General features: G+C 47.2%; 5 protein-coding genes, 10 tRNA genes and 5 rRNA genes. All 20 read right to left on the bottom strand.

Annotation, left to right across the window (positions count from 1 at the left end):
- Positions 1-27 precede the first annotated feature (27 nt).
- Positions 28-1,407, bottom strand: coding sequence for a DNA repair protein RadA (radA, locus tag RCG19_RS09945; RefSeq protein ID WP_308110681.1), 1,380 nt, complete (start codon positions 1,405-1,407; stop codon positions 28-30).
- A gap of 116 nt (positions 1,408-1,523) precedes the next feature.
- A complete protein-coding gene (gene clpC, locus RCG19_RS09940) occupies positions 1,524-3,965 on the bottom strand; it encodes an ATP-dependent protease ATP-binding subunit ClpC (RefSeq protein WP_166243698.1) in 2,442 nt (813 codons plus the stop codon).
- Between the two features lie 17 nt (positions 3,966-3,982).
- Complete coding sequence (locus tag RCG19_RS09935; protein ID WP_308110680.1) at positions 3,983-5,053, bottom strand: protein-arginine kinase McsB; 1,071 nt, start codon at positions 5,051-5,053, stop codon at positions 3,983-3,985.
- Between the two features lies 1 nt (position 5,054).
- Complete coding sequence (locus RCG19_RS09930; protein WP_166243694.1) at positions 5,055-5,603, bottom strand: protein-arginine kinase activator protein McsA; 549 nt, start codon at positions 5,601-5,603, stop codon at positions 5,055-5,057.
- Positions 5,604-5,628: 25 nt separating this feature from the next.
- The gene (locus tag RCG19_RS09925; RefSeq protein WP_166243692.1) at positions 5,629-6,090 is read right to left on the bottom strand and encodes a CtsR family transcriptional regulator; all 462 of its coding nucleotides are present in this window, start codon (positions 6,088-6,090) and stop codon (positions 5,629-5,631) included.
- 205 nt (positions 6,091-6,295) lie between these two features.
- Positions 6,296-6,412, bottom strand: a 5S ribosomal RNA gene (rrf, locus tag RCG19_RS09920).
- A gap of 79 nt (positions 6,413-6,491) precedes the next feature.
- A 23S ribosomal RNA gene (locus tag RCG19_RS09915) occupies positions 6,492-9,428 on the bottom strand.
- Positions 9,429-9,622: 194 nt separating this feature from the next.
- A 16S ribosomal RNA gene (locus RCG19_RS09910) occupies positions 9,623-11,172 on the bottom strand.
- A gap of 175 nt (positions 11,173-11,347) precedes the next feature.
- Positions 11,348-11,423 (bottom strand) — tRNA-Ala (locus RCG19_RS09905).
- Positions 11,424-11,441: 18 nt separating this feature from the next.
- Positions 11,442-11,518, bottom strand: a tRNA-Pro gene (locus tag RCG19_RS09900).
- 8 nt (positions 11,519-11,526) lie between these two features.
- A tRNA-Arg gene (locus tag RCG19_RS09895) sits at positions 11,527-11,603 on the bottom strand.
- Positions 11,604-11,638: 35 nt separating this feature from the next.
- A tRNA-Leu gene (locus tag RCG19_RS09890) sits at positions 11,639-11,727 on the bottom strand.
- A 10-nt stretch (positions 11,728-11,737) separates the two neighbouring features.
- Positions 11,738-11,809: transfer RNA gene (locus RCG19_RS09885), tRNA-Gly, on the bottom strand.
- 10 nt (positions 11,810-11,819) lie between these two features.
- Positions 11,820-11,901: transfer RNA gene (locus RCG19_RS09880), tRNA-Leu, on the bottom strand.
- A gap of 34 nt (positions 11,902-11,935) precedes the next feature.
- Positions 11,936-12,011: transfer RNA gene (locus RCG19_RS09875), tRNA-Lys, on the bottom strand.
- Positions 12,012-12,053: 42 nt separating this feature from the next.
- A tRNA-Lys gene (locus RCG19_RS09870) sits at positions 12,054-12,129 on the bottom strand.
- A 23-nt stretch (positions 12,130-12,152) separates the two neighbouring features.
- Positions 12,153-12,228 (bottom strand) — tRNA-Thr (locus RCG19_RS09865).
- 19 nt (positions 12,229-12,247) lie between these two features.
- A tRNA-Val gene (locus tag RCG19_RS09860) sits at positions 12,248-12,323 on the bottom strand.
- A gap of 10 nt (positions 12,324-12,333) precedes the next feature.
- Positions 12,334-12,450: ribosomal RNA gene (gene rrf, locus RCG19_RS09855) — 5S ribosomal RNA — on the bottom strand.
- Between the two features lie 79 nt (positions 12,451-12,529).
- A 23S ribosomal RNA gene (locus RCG19_RS09850) occupies positions 12,530-15,466 on the bottom strand.
- The 16S, 23S and 5S rRNA genes sit together here with 10 tRNA genes alongside, the layout of an rRNA operon.
- Positions 15,467-15,503: the final 37 nt, after the last annotated feature.

Below are 15,503 nucleotides of genomic sequence, written 5' to 3'. Positions count from 1 at the left end.
GACTTATCACCAAACAGCCTTTACGTTTTAGAAGGGGTAATCCCTAAAAACCTTGTTAATAACCTCAGAAAGCGTATTACAAGGTATTACATCGATTTCTTTAAAGCCATTTGGATTTTTTAGTGCATTTTTAGCTACATACACTTTCTTAAATCCCATTCTTTCTAATTCCTTTACTCTAGACTCAAGTGCTGGAACTTTCTTTAATTCACCCGTTAAACCAATATCGGCAATAAATACAGTATCATTGGAAATGCCTTTATCTTTATAGGAGGAAACAATACTCATCAACGCTGCAAGATTACTTGATTGCTCTTTCAAGCGAATTCCACCCGTAGTCTTAATAACCACATTCTGATTGAGCATTTGTAGACTCGCTCTTTGTTCCAAAATAGCCGTCAAGGTGCTAATTTGATCTTTTCGCATACATTCACCTATTCGGGAAGGATAAGGTGTGAACGTTGGTGAAACTAAACTTTCTATTTCTACAATTATTGGTCTTGTACCTTCTTTAATGACGGTTAAAGCACTTCCACTTACGACTCCATCTCTTTGAGTCATAAAGAACTCGGATGGATTCTCTATACCAACCATTCCCGACTCCGTCATAGCAAAAAAGCCCATTTCACCGGTGCTGCCGTATCGATTTTTACTTGCTGAAAGGGCCTTTAGTTCTTCACCTTGTTCTCCATCAATGATTAACACCGTATCAACTAAATGCTCCAATGCTCTTAATCCGGCAAGTTCGTCATCTTTGGTCATTTGGCCAACCATAATCACTGCACGTGGTCTGGCAGCACTTTTAGCCACTTTTAAAAGCTCATTTGCACATTCCATTGTCTGGGTTGGGGACCCCGGTCTTGAATTGTACTCTTCGAGAACAAATGTTTGGATACTGTCAATAATGATTAAGTCGGGGTCCACTTCTTCGATACATGCCAGCACATTATTTAAGCTTGTATCAGCGTGTACAAAGATATTAGGATCCACCCTTGGTAAAATACGTTCGGCCCTGCGTTTAATTTGACTATCACTCTCTTCTCCCGAAGCATACAACACCTTATTTCCCTTTTCTGCAAGGTCTTGGGATACTTGTAAAAGGAGAGTGGACTTTCCCGCACCCGGTTTTGCCGTAATAATGGTTATAGAGTCTCTTACGATTCCACCACCCATTACCCGATTAAACTCACCCATATCGGTGATAATTCTATCACTATTTTGCGATTTAGCATCTGTTAACCTTTTAACTGACGCAATCCCCTTTGAAACCTTGGTTGCGGTCGATTGTTTTTCATTATTTTCCTCTTGAAGCGTACTCATCGCACCACAGGAATTGCAAAATCCTTGCCACTTGGCATGATGGTGACCACAGCCGGAACAAACATAGACTGTCTTTTTCTTTGCCATTGTTTATGCACTTCCTAATTAAAATTATCTAGTGTTGTTCAAGAAACGGAAAAAGAGGTACACGGGTTGATTTTATTCACGTGTACCTCTACCTTTGTTTCATGGTATTTGTTCGGCTATTTTACTAAGCTTGTTTTTTCCGCCAATCTTACAATAAATTCGCCATGATCCACATCAATTATAACATTTTGACCTGTTAATAATGTTCCCTTTAATAATTCTTCAGACAGACGGTCTTCAATATGCTTTTGAATGGCCCTTCTTAGTGGTCTTGCCCCGTACTCAGGGTCATACCCTTCCTGTGAAATCTTCTCTTTTGCTGCATCCGTTAAGTCAAGTGAAATATCTTGCTCTTTTAAGCGGTTGATTAACTGTGCAGAAAGCAGAGTAACAATTTCGTTTAGGTGCTTTCTTTCTAATGCATGGAAGACAATGATCTCATCAATTCGATTCAAGAATTCCGGACGGAAGGCCTTCTTCAACTCTTCCATCACTTTACCCTTCATGTCCTTGTAATCCTGTTGACCATCCTGAATATTAAATCCAACATATTTATTTCGTTTAAGTTGTTCTGCACCAACATTCGATGTCATAATCAGAACGGTATTTCGGAAGTCTACTGTTCTGCCTTTTGAATCGGTCAGGCGGCCATCCTCAAGTACTTGAAGAAGGATATTAAATACATCCGGATGTGCTTTTTCAATTTCATCCAGTAGTATGACAGAGTATGGTTTTCTGCGGACTTTTTCCGTTAATTGCCCGCCCTCTTCATAACCAACATATCCTGGAGGCGAACCAACTAGTCTAGATGTGGAGTGCTTCTCCATGTATTCAGACATATCAATCCGAATCATCGCATCTTCATCACCAAACATGGCTTCTGCCAAAGCACGAGCCAATTCAGTTTTCCCTACACCTGTAGGTCCTAGGAAGACAAAAGAACCGATTGGGCGCTTTGGATCCTTTAGCCCTGCCCTCGCACGGCGAACGGCCTTTGAAACTGCTATAACAGCTTCTTCTTGACCGATAATACGAGAATGGAGTACCTCTTCTAAATTAAGGAGTTTAGCTGTTTCCGTTTCAGCAAGCTTGGAGACAGGAACACCGGTCCAGCTCGATACTACACTTGCAATATCCTCAACGGTCACCTCATTATTTTCTTTTCCTTGCTTTTCTTTCCATGTCTTCTTTGTTTCTTCAAGTTGTTCACGAAGTCGCTGCTCTGTATCTCGTAATGAAGCTGCTTTTTCAAATTCCTGACTTTGAACAGCAGAATCCTTTTCTTTTCTTACTTCATCAAGCTTCACTTCTAATTCCTTTAAATTAGGCGGTGTTGTATAGGAGCGGAGCCGCACCTTTGATCCCGCTTCATCGATCAAGTCAATCGCTTTATCCGGCAGGAACCTGTCGGAAATATAACGGTCTGAAAGTTTAACTGCTGCTTGAATAGCTTCATCGGTGATCGAAACTCGGTGGTGGGCCTCATAACGGTCACGCAAGCCTTCTAAAATCTGAATGGATTCCTCAGCTGTTGGTTCATCGACGCGAATTGGCTGGAAGCGTCGTTCTAGCGCGGCGTCTTTTTCAATATATTTCCGATATTCATCAAGTGTTGTTGCCCCAATACATTGCAGCTCACCGCGGGCAAGGGACGGTTTTAAGATGTTGGAGGCATCAATGGCACCCTCTGCTCCACCTGCACCAATTAATGTATGCAGCTCATCAATGAACAAAATAATATTTCCCGCTTGGCGGATTTCATCCATGACCTTTTTCAAGCGATCCTCAAATTCACCCCGATATTTTGTTCCTGCAACAACCGTTCCCATATCAAGGGTCATCACTCGCTTATCACGAAGGATCTCCGGGACTTCATTATTGACAATTTGCTGTGCAAGCCCCTCTGCAATTGCTGTTTTCCCTACCCCCGGTTCACCGATTAATACAGGATTATTTTTGGTTCGACGGCTTAACACCTCAATAACACGCTGAATCTCCTTACTACGTCCGATCACTGGGTCCAAGCTTCCCTCTCGCGCAATAGACGTTAAATCCCTCGCAAGACCATCAAGTGTTGGTGTGTTAGCACTCGCTGATGCCCCGCCCTGATGACCACCGGATTCATTGCTGCCTAATAATTGCAGTACCTGCTGGCGCGCTTTATTCAAGCTGACACCAAGATTATTAAGTACCCGGGCGGCAACCCCTTCACCCTCACGGATTAAACCTAACAAGATATGCTCCGTACCAACATAGGAATGGCCTAATTTCCGCGCCTCATCCATTGATAATTCAATAACCTTTTTCGCTCTAGGAGTATAGTGAATCGTTTGGGAAGTTTCTTGTCCTTTGCCAATTAAATTTTCTACTTCTTTTTGGATCTTATCAGAACCCAATCCAAGCCCATACAGTGCTTTCGCAGCAATTCCTTCACCCTCGCGAACTAACCCTAACAAAATATGCTCAGTCCCAATGTTGTTATGTCCAAGTCGAATCGCTTCCTCTTGTGCCAATGCCAATACCTTCTGTGCCCTTTCGGTAAAACGTCCAAACATCATATTCTCTTCCTCCTCACCTATTTTTGAAGTTCCATATTTAGTCGTTCTCTAATTAATGTTGCTCTTCTTATATCCCTTTCGTATGGCCGTAACGGACCACCGGCATATTGTTGAAGAAAACCCGGCTGGGTCAAAATCATTAATTCATTTAAAATTGACTTCGGCATATTTTCTATATACCCCATATCTATGCCAATCCTTACATCTGATAAACATCTTGCCGCTTCTTTTGTTTCAATAATCCGGCTATTAGATAAGACTCCTAATGATCGGTACACCCTGTCTTCTAATTGTATGTTCGAAGTTTTCCGTAATGCTTCACGTGCGGACCTTTCTTGCGAAATTAACTGGCTGACGACACCCTTTAGATCACGGCTGATGTCCTCTTCTGATTTACCAAGGGTAATTTGATTGGAAATTTGAAAAATATTCCCCAATGCCTCACTGCCCTCGCCGTAAATCCCTCTTACCACAAGTCCTAATTGGTGAATAGCAGGTATGATTCGATTAATTTTCTGCGTTAAGATTAATCCGGGCAAATGCATCATAACGGATGCACGAAGACCTGTGCCCACATTCGTCGGACAACTTGTTAAATAACCATGCTTTTCATCAAACGCAATTTGAATATTACTTTCAAGCCAATCATCGATTACATTTGCGGCATCCAATGCCTCGGATAATTGTAATCCCGGAAATAAGCATTGAATTCGAATATGATCCTCTTCATTAATCATAATACTAACTTCTTCGTTTTCGGTTAATAGAACGGCACCGTGTGGCGAATCCTCAGCCAACTTCGGGCTAATCAAATGCTTCTCTACCAATACCCTTTTCTGAAGAGGCTGCATTTCATCAATTTTTAACAATTCCATCTGGCCAAACTTTTGAACTGGGGTTTTTTTTAATATTTCTTCCATATTTACAATAATCATCTTTGCTTCTTCATGTGAAAAAACAGTTGGAAATTTATAGTCCTCAAAGTTTCGCGCTAAACGGATGCGGGAACTAAGGACAATGTCCGAATCAGGTCCCTCCTCGCTCATCCAGGAGCTGACGGCTTGATTTAGAAAACGTTCAAGCGACACGTTATTCCCCTCCCTCAACGCTTTCGGCTAATTTTTTCTCTAATGTACGTATTTCATCGCGTATCTCCGCTGCTTTTTCAAACTCTTCATGGGTGATGGACTCTTTTAAATCACCTTTTAGCTCATCAATTTGTTTCCGAAGATGTATCCCACCGCCAATTCTTTTAGGGATTTTCCCATTGTGGGTCCAGTTCCCACTATGAAGGCGCCTTAAAACAGGCTTTAACTGATCCTTAAAGGTTTCGTAACAATGTGAACATCCAAAGCGGCCAACCTCTAAAAACTGTGGAAATGTCATAGCACATTGCGTGCACTGAAGGATTTCCTCCTGATGAAACGGGCTTTGGCTTGGTTTTTGAAAAGTGGGGTCAATGTTCAATAGACCTGCTAATAAATTATTAAACGCAAAACCCGACTCTCCGTTCAAAATAAACATTTCACCTTTTTCCTGCGCACATTTCTCACAAAGATGCACTTCTGTTTTTTCACCATTAATGATTTTTGTAAAATGAAGTGCTGCAGGCCTTTGATTGCATTCTTGGCAAATCATACTTTCACCTCTCCGGCTGCGATAATTATTTATATTTTAAAGAAGTTAACATGGCTTTTAGCATTCTTGCTCTTAGTTCATCTCGGAATGGAAGATCAATATATAATACGGAACGATCAATGACACTTAACATAATCTTCGCCTCACGCTTTGTAATAATCTCCTCTTGAACAAGTCTAACAATGACATCCTCCGCACTTGATTGACTAATCCGATTTTGAACGAGTGACATCAAATGATCGATTAAATGGGCCAAATCGTGGGATTGAACCTTTATAATCCGAATATATCCACCACCGCCCCGTTTACTCTCAACTATATATCCTCTTTCAATCGTAAAACGCGTATTGATTACATAATTGATTTGTGAAGGCACACATTGAAATTTATCCGCGATTTCACTCCGCTTAATTTCAACCAGATCCTCCTCACTTAGTTCTAGAACCTGCTTTAGGTATTTTTCAATAATATCGGAGATGTTTCTCATCTTCCCACCTCCCATCATCTGACTTTGACTATATTTGACTTTAATTATACTGAAAATTTTATGTAGATGCAACGAATCACTACTAATGATTTTCTCCAAATTTCACGGTTGTGAAACCTATATTCATTTAAAATCAAAAGTTGTAAATAAGATAAAGGCTAATAAAACGTCAAAAAGGACAATCCAATTGGATTGTCCTTCATTTGCCTGGCAACGTCCTACTCTCACAGGGGCGCATGCCCCAACTACCATCGGCGCTGAGAAGCTTAACTTCCGTGTTCGGTATGGGAACGGGTGTGACCTTCTCGCCATAATTACCAGACTATAAAGTTAGAGGTATCATTCCCTCAAAACTAGATAATGCAGAAGAAGTTTTTGTAAAAACGAGTTTTCTTATTATTTAGGATAAGTCCTCGAACGATTAGTATCAGTCAGCTCCACATGTCGCCACGCTTCCACCTCTGACCTATCAACCTGATCATCTTTCAGGGTTCTTACTAGCTTAGAGCTATGGGAAATCTCATCTTGAGGGGGGCTTCATGCTTAGATGCTTTCAGCACTTATCCCGTCCGCACATAGCTACCCAGCGATGCCCTTGGCAGAACAACTGGTACACCAGCGGTGCGTCCATCCCGGTCCTCTCGTACTAAGGACAGCTCCTCTCAAATTTCCTGCGCCCACGACGGATAGGGACCGAACTGTCTCACGACGTTCTGAACCCAGCTCGCGTACCGCTTTAATGGGCGAACAGCCCAACCCTTGGGACCGACTACAGCCCCAGGATGCGATGAGCCGACATCGAGGTGCCAAACCTCCCCGTCGATGTGGACTCTTGGGGGAGATAAGCCTGTTATCCCCGGGGTAGCTTTTATCCGTTGAGCGATGGCCCTTCCATGCGGAACCACCGGATCACTAAGCCCGACTTTCGTCCCTGCTCGACTTGTAGGTCTCGCAGTCAAGCTCCCTTGTGCCTTTACACTCTACGAATGATTTCCAACCATTCTGAGGGAACCTTTGGGCGCCTCCGTTACTCTTTAGGAGGCGACCGCCCCAGTCAAACTGCCCACCTGACACTGTCTCCCACCCCGATAAGGGGTGCGGGTTAGAATTTCAATACAGCCAGGGTAGTATCCCACCGACGCCTCCACCGAAGCTAGCGCTCCGGCTTCTCAGGCTCCTACCTATCCTGTACAAGCTGTACCAAAATTCAATATCAGGCTACAGTAAAGCTCCACGGGGTCTTTCCGTCCTGTCGCGGGTAACCTGCATCTTCACAGGTACTATAATTTCACCGAGTCTCTCGTTGAGACAGTGCCCAGATCGTTACGCCTTTCGTGCGGGTCGGAACTTACCCGACAAGGAATTTCGCTACCTTAGGACCGTTATAGTTACGGCCGCCGTTTACTGGGGCTTCGATTCAGAGCTTCGCGTGAGCTAACCCCTCCTCTTAACCTTCCAGCACCGGGCAGGCGTCAGCCCCTATACTTCGCCTTGCGGCTTCGCAGAGACCTGTGTTTTTGCTAAACAGTCGCCTGGGCCTATTCACTGCGGCTCTTCAGGGCTATGAACCCTAAAGAGCACCCCTTCTCCCGAAGTTACGGGGTCATTTTGCCGAGTTCCTTAACGAGAGTTCTCTCGCTCACCTTAGGATTCTCTCCTCGCCTACCTGTGTCGGTTTGCGGTACGGGCACCTTTTATCTCGCTAGAGGCTTTTCTTGGCAGTGTGGAATCAGGAACTTCGGTACTATATTTCCCTCGGCATCACAGCTCAAGCGTTGTGAGAAGCGGATTTTCCTACTTCTCGCTCTAACTGCTTACACGCACATATCCAACAGTGCGCTTACCCTATCCTCCTGCGTCCCCCCATCACTCAAACGATAAAGAGGTGGTACAGGAATATCAACCTGTTGTCCATCGCCTACGCCTTTCGGCCTCGGCTTAGGTCCCGACTAACCCTGAGCGGACGAGCCTTCCTCAGGAAACCTTAGGCATTCGGTGGATGAGATTCTCACTCATCTTTCGCTACTCATACCGGCATTCTCACTTCTAAGCGCTCCACCAGTCCTTACGGTCTAGCTTCAACGCCCTTAGAACGCTCTCCTACCACTGACACCAACGGTGTCAATCCACAGCTTCGGTGATACGTTTAGCCCCGGTACATTTTCGGCGCAGAGTCACTCGACCAGTGAGCTATTACGCACTCTTTAAATGGTGGCTGCTTCTAAGCCAACATCCTGGTTGTCTAAGCAACTCCACATCCTTTTCCACTTAACGTATACTTTGGGACCTTAGCTGGTGGTCTGGGCTGTTTCCCTTTTGACTACGGATCTTATCACTCGCAGTCTGACTCCCACGGATAAGTCTTTGGCATTCGGAGTTTGTCTGAATTCGGTAACCCGATGAGGGCCCCTAGTCCAAACAGTGCTCTACCTCCAAGACTCTTGCTACGTGAGGCTAGCCCTAAAGCTATTTCGGAGAGAACCAGCTATCTCCAAGTTCGATTGGAATTTCTCCGCTACCCACACCTCATCCCCGCACTTTTCAACGTGCGTGGGTTCGGGCCTCCATCCAGTGTTACCTGGACTTCACCCTGGACATGGGTAGATCACCTGGTTTCGGGTCTACGACTACATACTAAATTCGCCCTATTCAGACTCGCTTTCGCTGCGGCTCCGTCTCTTCAACTTAACCTTGCATGTAATCGTAACTCGCCGGTTCATTCTACAAAAGGCACGCCATCACCCATAAACGGGCTCTGACTACTTGTAGGCACACGGTTTCAGGAACTATTTCACTCCCCTTCCGGGGTGCTTTTCACCTTTCCCTCACGGTACTGGTTCACTATCGGTCACTAGGGAGTATTTAGCCTTGGGAGATGGTCCTCCCTGCTTCCGACCGGATTTCTCGTGTCCGGCCGTACTCAGGATCCACTCAGGAGGGAACGAAGTTTCAACTACAGGGCTTTTACCTTCTCTGGCTGACCTTTCCAGGTCGCTTCATTTACCCCGTTCCTTTGTAACTCCATGTTGAGTGTCCTACAACCCCAAGAGGCAAGCCTCTTGGTTTGGGCTATGTCCCGTTTCGCTCGCCGCTACTCAGGGAATCGCGTTTGCTTTCTCTTCCTCCGGGTACTTAGATGTTTCAGTTCCCCGGGTATGCCTTCTATACCCTATGTATTCAGGTAAAGATACTGTTCCATTACGAACAGTGGGTTCCCCCATTCGGAAATCTCCGGATCAAAGCTTACTTACAGCTCCCCGAAGCATATCGGTGTTAGTCCCGTCCTTCATCGGCTCCTAGTGCCAAGGCATTCACCGTGCGCCCTTTCTAACTTAACCTAAAAGGTTTGTTTCTCTATTAAATAGAGAGAAAACTAAAATGGCGATTACTCGATGTTTACTTTGCTTCTTCTTACGATTATCTAGTTTTCAAAGAACGATTAAAAAAGCTTTGAGAGAATTGCACTCTCAAAACTAAACAAACAAGAAACGTCAACCTTATGATCAGTCCAAAAGGACTGAATTATCCTTAGAAAGGAGGTGATCCAGCCGCACCTTCCGATACGGCTACCTTGTTACGACTTCACCCCAATCATCTGTCCCACCTTAGGCGGCTGGCTCCTTACGGTTACCCCACCGACTTCGGGTGTTACAAACTCTCGTGGTGTGACGGGCGGTGTGTACAAGGCCCGGGAACGTATTCACCGCGGCATGCTGATCCGCGATTACTAGCGATTCCGGCTTCATGTAGGCGAGTTGCAGCCTACAATCCGAACTGAGAATGGTTTTATGGGATTGGCTAAACCTCGCGGTCTTGCAGCCCTTTGTACCATCCATTGTAGCACGTGTGTAGCCCAGGTCATAAGGGGCATGATGATTTGACGTCATCCCCACCTTCCTCCGGTTTGTCACCGGCAGTCACCTTAGAGTGCCCAACTGAATGCTGGCAACTAAGATCAAGGGTTGCGCTCGTTGCGGGACTTAACCCAACATCTCACGACACGAGCTGACGACAACCATGCACCACCTGTCACTCTGTCCCCCGAAGGGGAACGTCCTATCTCTAGGAGTGTCAGAGGATGTCAAGACCTGGTAAGGTTCTTCGCGTTGCTTCGAATTAAACCACATGCTCCACCGCTTGTGCGGGCCCCCGTCAATTCCTTTGAGTTTCAGCCTTGCGGCCGTACTCCCCAGGCGGAGTGCTTAATGCGTTAGCTGCAGCACTAAGGGGCGGAAACCCCCTAACACTTAGCACTCATCGTTTACGGCGTGGACTACCAGGGTATCTAATCCTGTTTGCTCCCCACGCTTTCGCGCCTCAGCGTCAGTTACAGACCAGAAAGCCGCCTTCGCCACTGGTGTTCCTCCACATCTCTACGCATTTCACCGCTACACGTGGAATTCCGCTTTCCTCTTCTGCACTCAAGTCCCCCAGTTTCCAATGACCCTCCACGGTTGAGCCGTGGGCTTTCACATCAGACTTAAAGGACCGCCTGCGCGCGCTTTACGCCCAATAATTCCGGACAACGCTTGCCACCTACGTATTACCGCGGCTGCTGGCACGTAGTTAGCCGTGGCTTTCTGGTTAGGTACCGTCAAGGTACCGGCAGTTACTCCGGTACTTGTTCTTCCCTAACAACAGAGCTTTACGACCCGAAGGCCTTCATCGCTCACGCGGCGTTGCTCCATCAGACTTTCGTCCATTGTGGAAGATTCCCTACTGCTGCCTCCCGTAGGAGTCTGGGCCGTGTCTCAGTCCCAGTGTGGCCGATCACCCTCTCAGGTCGGCTACGCATCGTCGCCTTGGTGAGCCGTTACCTCACCAACTAGCTAATGCGCCGCGGGCCCATCTGTAAGTGACAGCCGAAACCGTCTTTCAGCATTTCCTCATGAGAGGAAATGGATTATCCGGTATTAGCACCGGTTTCCCGGTGTTATCCCAGTCTTACAGGCAGGTTGCCCACGTGTTACTCACCCGTCCGCCGCTAACCATTGGGAGCAAGCTCCCAAAGATTCGCTCGACTTGCATGTATTAGGCACGCCGCCAGCGTTCGTCCTGAGCCAGGATCAAACTCTCCAAGAAAGTTGATTAGCTCATTTGTTACGTTGGCTTAGTTTCATCTATATTGAAACTAAAAAATATTGTTTGTTGACGTTTTTGTTTGTTTAGTTTTCAAAGAACAATTACTTCGCTTGTGCGACTTTTCTATATTAACAAAGTTAAAATAGATTGTCAACATGTTTTTTAAAAAAGGTTTTGGTGGAGCCTAGCGGGATCGAACCGCTGACCTCCTGCGTGCAAAGCAGGCGCTCTCCCAGCTGAGCTAAGGCCCCAAATTAATACTATTTAAATGGTCGGGAAGACAGGATTCGAACCTGCGACCCCTTGGTCCCAAACCAAGTGCTCTACCAAGCTGAGCTACTTCCCGAAAAATAATGGCGCGCCCGGAAGAAGTCGAATCCACAACCTTCTGATCCGTAGTCAGACGCTCTATCCAATTGAGCTACGGGCGCATTATTGTAAGTTATTTTGCTTTCGCAAAAAACTTTGGTGCCGAGGACCGGAATCGAACCGGTACGGTAGTCACCTACCGCAGGATTTTAAGTCCTGTGCGTCTGCCAGTTCCGCCACCCCGGCAAAAATAGAGAGCGGAAGACGGGATTCGAACCCGCGACCCCCACCTTGGCAAGGTGGTGTTCTACCACTGAACTACTTCCGCATAAAAACAATGCGGGTGAAGGGAGTCGAACCCCCACGCCTTGCGGCGCCAGATCCTAAGTCTGGTGCGTCTGCCAGTTCCGCCACACCCGCAATATTGAAAGTTATTTGCTAGTGCAAAAAACTTTGGTGAGCCATGAAGGATTCGAACCTTCGACCCTCTGATTAAAAGTCAGATGCTCTACCAACTGAGCTAATGGCTCGTATAAGAATTGTTTCCTAGTTTATTACAGATTATGATTTATTGGTGGGTTATGAAGGGTTCGAACCTTCGACCCTCTGATTAAGAGTCAGATGCTCTACCAACTGAGCTAATAACCCGTGAATAGGTAATCTAGCAAAAGTGGTGCCGGCGAGAGGACTTGAACCCCCAACCTACTGATTACAAGTCAGTTGCTCTACCAATTGAGCTACCCCGGCATGTAGTTTGGAATAAATATGGTGGAGGATGACGGGTTCGAACCGCCGACCCTCTGCTTGTAAGGCAGATGCTCTCCCAGCTGAGCTAATCCTCCATTGATAACAGCCTGGCAACGTCCTACTCTCACAGGGGCGCATGCCCCAACTACCATCGGCGCTGAGAAGCTTAACTTCCGTGTTCGGTATGGGAACGGGTGTGACCTTCTCGCCATAATTACCAGACAATAAAGTTAGAGGTATCATTCCCTCAAAACTAGATAATGCAGAAGAAGTTTTTGTAAAAACGAGTTTTCTTATTATTTAGGATAAGTCCTCGAACGATTAGTATCAGTCAGCTCCACATGTCGCCACGCTTCCACCTCTGACCTATCAACCTGATCATCTTTCAGGGTTCTTACTAGCTTAGAGCTATGGGAAATCTCATCTTGAGGGGGGCTTCATGCTTAGATGCTTTCAGCACTTATCCCGTCCGCACATAGCTACCCAGCGATGCCCTTGGCAGAACAACTGGTACACCAGCGGTGCGTCCATCCCGGTCCTCTCGTACTAAGGACAGCTCCTCTCAAATTTCCTGCGCCCACGACGGATAGGGACCGAACTGTCTCACGACGTTCTGAACCCAGCTCGCGTACCGCTTTAATGGGCGAACAGCCCAACCCTTGGGACCGACTACAGCCCCAGGATGCGATGAGCCGACATCGAGGTGCCAAACCTCCCCGTCGATGTGGACTCTTGGGGGAGATAAGCCTGTTATCCCCGGGGTAGCTTTTATCCGTTGAGCGATGGCCCTTCCATGCGGAACCACCGGATCACTAAGCCCGACTTTCGTCCCTGCTCGACTTGTAGGTCTCGCAGTCAAGCTCCCTTGTGCCTTTACACTCTACGAATGATTTCCAACCATTCTGAGGGAACCTTTGGGCGCCTCCGTTACTCTTTAGGAGGCGACCGCCCCAGTCAAACTGCCCACCTGACACTGTCTCCCACCCCGATAAGGGGTGCGGGTTAGAATTTCAATACAGCCAGGGTAGTATCCCACCGACGCCTCCACCGAAGCTAGCGCTCCGGTTTCTCAGGCTCCTACCTATCCTGTACAAGCTGTACCAAAATTCAATATCAGGCTACAGTAAAGCTCCACGGGGTCTTTCCGTCCTGTCGCGGGTAACCTGCATCTTCACAGGTACTATAATTTCACCGAGTCTCTCGTTGAGACAGTGCCCAGATCGTTACGCCTTTCGTGCGGGTCGGAACTTACCCGACAAGGAATTTCGCTACCTTAGGACCGTTATAGTTACGGCCGCCGTTTACTGGGGCTTCGATTCAGAGCTTCGCGTGAGCTAACCCCTCCTCTTAACCTTCCAGCACCGGGCAGGCGTCAGCCCCTATACTTCGCCTTGCGGCTTCGCAGAGACCTGTGTTTTTGCTAAACAGTCGCCTGGGCCTATTCACTGCGGCTCTTCAGGGCTATGAACCCTAAAGAGCACCCCTTCTCCCGAAGTTACGGGGTCATTTTGCCGAGTTCCTTAACGAGAGTTCTCTCGCTCACCTTAGGATTCTCTCCTCGCCTACCTGTGTCGGTTTGCGGTACGGGCACCTTTTATCTCGCTAGAGGCTTTTCTTGGCAGTGTGGAATCAGGAACTTCGGTACTATATTTCCCTCGGCATCACAGCTCAAGCGTTGTGAGAAGCGGATTTTCCTACTTCTCGCTCTAACTGCTTACACGCACATATCCAACAGTGCGCTTACCCTATCCTCCTGCGTCCCCCCATCACTCAAACGATAAAGAGGTGGTACAGGAATATCAACCTGTTGTCCATCGCCTACGCCTTTCGGCCTCGGCTTAGGTCCCGACTAACCCTGAGCGGACGAGCCTTCCTCAGGAAACCTTAGGCATTCGGTGGATGAGATTCTCACTCATCTTTCGCTACTCATACCGGCATTCTCACTTCTAAGCGCTCCACCAGTCCTTACGGTCTAGCTTCAACGCCCTTAGAACGCTCTCCTACCACTGACACCAACGGTGTCAATCCACAGCTTCGGTGATACGTTTAGCCCCGGTACATTTTCGGCACAGAGTCACTCGACCAGTGAGCTATTACGCACTCTTTAAATGGTGGCTGCTTCTAAGCCAACATCCTGGTTGTCTAAGCAACTCCACATCCTTTTCCACTTAACGTATACTTTGGGACCTTAGCTGGTGGTCTGGGCTGTTTCCCTTTTGACTACGGATCTTATCACTCGCAGTCTGACTCCCACGGATAAGTCTTTGGCATTCGGAGTTTGTCTGAATTCGGTAACCCGATGAGGGCCCCTAGTCCAAACAGTGCTCTACCTCCAAGACTCTTACTACGTGAGGCTAGCCCTAAAGCTATTTCGGAGAGAACCAGCTATCTCCAAGTTCGATTGGAATTTCTCCGCTACCCACACCTCATCCCCGCACTTTTCAACGTGCGTGGGTTCGGGCCTCCATCCAGTGTTACCTGGACTTCACCCTGGACATGGGTAGATCACCTGGTTTCGGGTCTACGACTACATACTAAATTCGCCCTATTCAGACTCGCTTTCGCTGCGGCTCCGTCTCTTCAACTTAACCTTGCATGTAATCGTAACTCGCCGGTTCATTCTACAAAAGGCACGCCATCACCCATAAACGGGCTCTGACTACTTGTAGGCACACGGTTTCAGGAACTATTTCACTCCCCTTCCGGGGTGCTTTTCACCTTTCCCTCACGGTACTGGTTCACTATCGGTCACTAGGGAGTATTTAGCCTTGGGAGATGGTCCTCCCTGCTTCCGACCGGATTTCTCGTGTCCGGCCGTACTCAGGATCCACTCAGGAGGGAACGAAGTTTCAACTACAGGGCTTTTACCTTCTCTGGCTGACCTTTCCAGGTCGCTTCATTTACCCCGTTCCTTTGTAACTCCATGTTGAGTGTCCTACAACCCCAAGAGGCAAGCCTCTTGGTTTGGGCTATGTCCCGTTTCGCTCGCCGCTACTCAGGGAATCGCGTTTGCTTTCTCTTCCTCCGGGTACTTAGATGTTTCAGTTCCCCGGGTATGCCTTCTATACCCTATGTATTCAGGTAAAGATACTGTTCCATTACGAACAGTGGGTTCCCCCATTCGGAAATCTCCGGATCAAAGCTTACTTACAGCTCCCCGAAGCATATCGGTGTTAGTCCCGTCCTTCATCGGCTCCTAGTGCCAAGGCATTCACCGTGCGCCCTTTCTAACTTAACCTAATTCGGGTGAATATAAGCTTCGCATCTCTTCGTCA

Source organism: Neobacillus sp. OS1-2, from assembly GCF_030915505.1.
Classification (GTDB): domain Bacteria; phylum Bacillota; class Bacilli; order Bacillales; family Cytobacillaceae; genus Neobacillus.
The sequence above is the reverse complement of the archived record's forward strand: the minus strand, read 5'-3'. Positions and strand labels throughout refer to the sequence as shown.

Excerpts from the sequence above, each read along its gene's own strand:
- radA (WP_308110681.1), bottom strand. The coding sequence starts at position 1,407 with ATGGCAAAGAAAAAGACAGTCTATGTTTGTTCCGGCTGTGGTCACCAT.
- RCG19_RS09930 (WP_166243694.1), bottom strand. The coding sequence starts at position 5,603 with ATGATTTGCCAAGAATGCAATCAAAGGCCTGCAGCACTTCATTTTACA.
- RCG19_RS09925 (WP_166243692.1), bottom strand. The coding sequence starts at position 6,090 with ATGAGAAACATCTCCGATATTATTGAAAAATACCTAAAGCAGGTTCTA.
- clpC (WP_166243698.1), bottom strand. The coding sequence starts at position 3,965 with ATGATGTTTGGACGTTTTACCGAAAGGGCACAGAAGGTATTGGCATTG.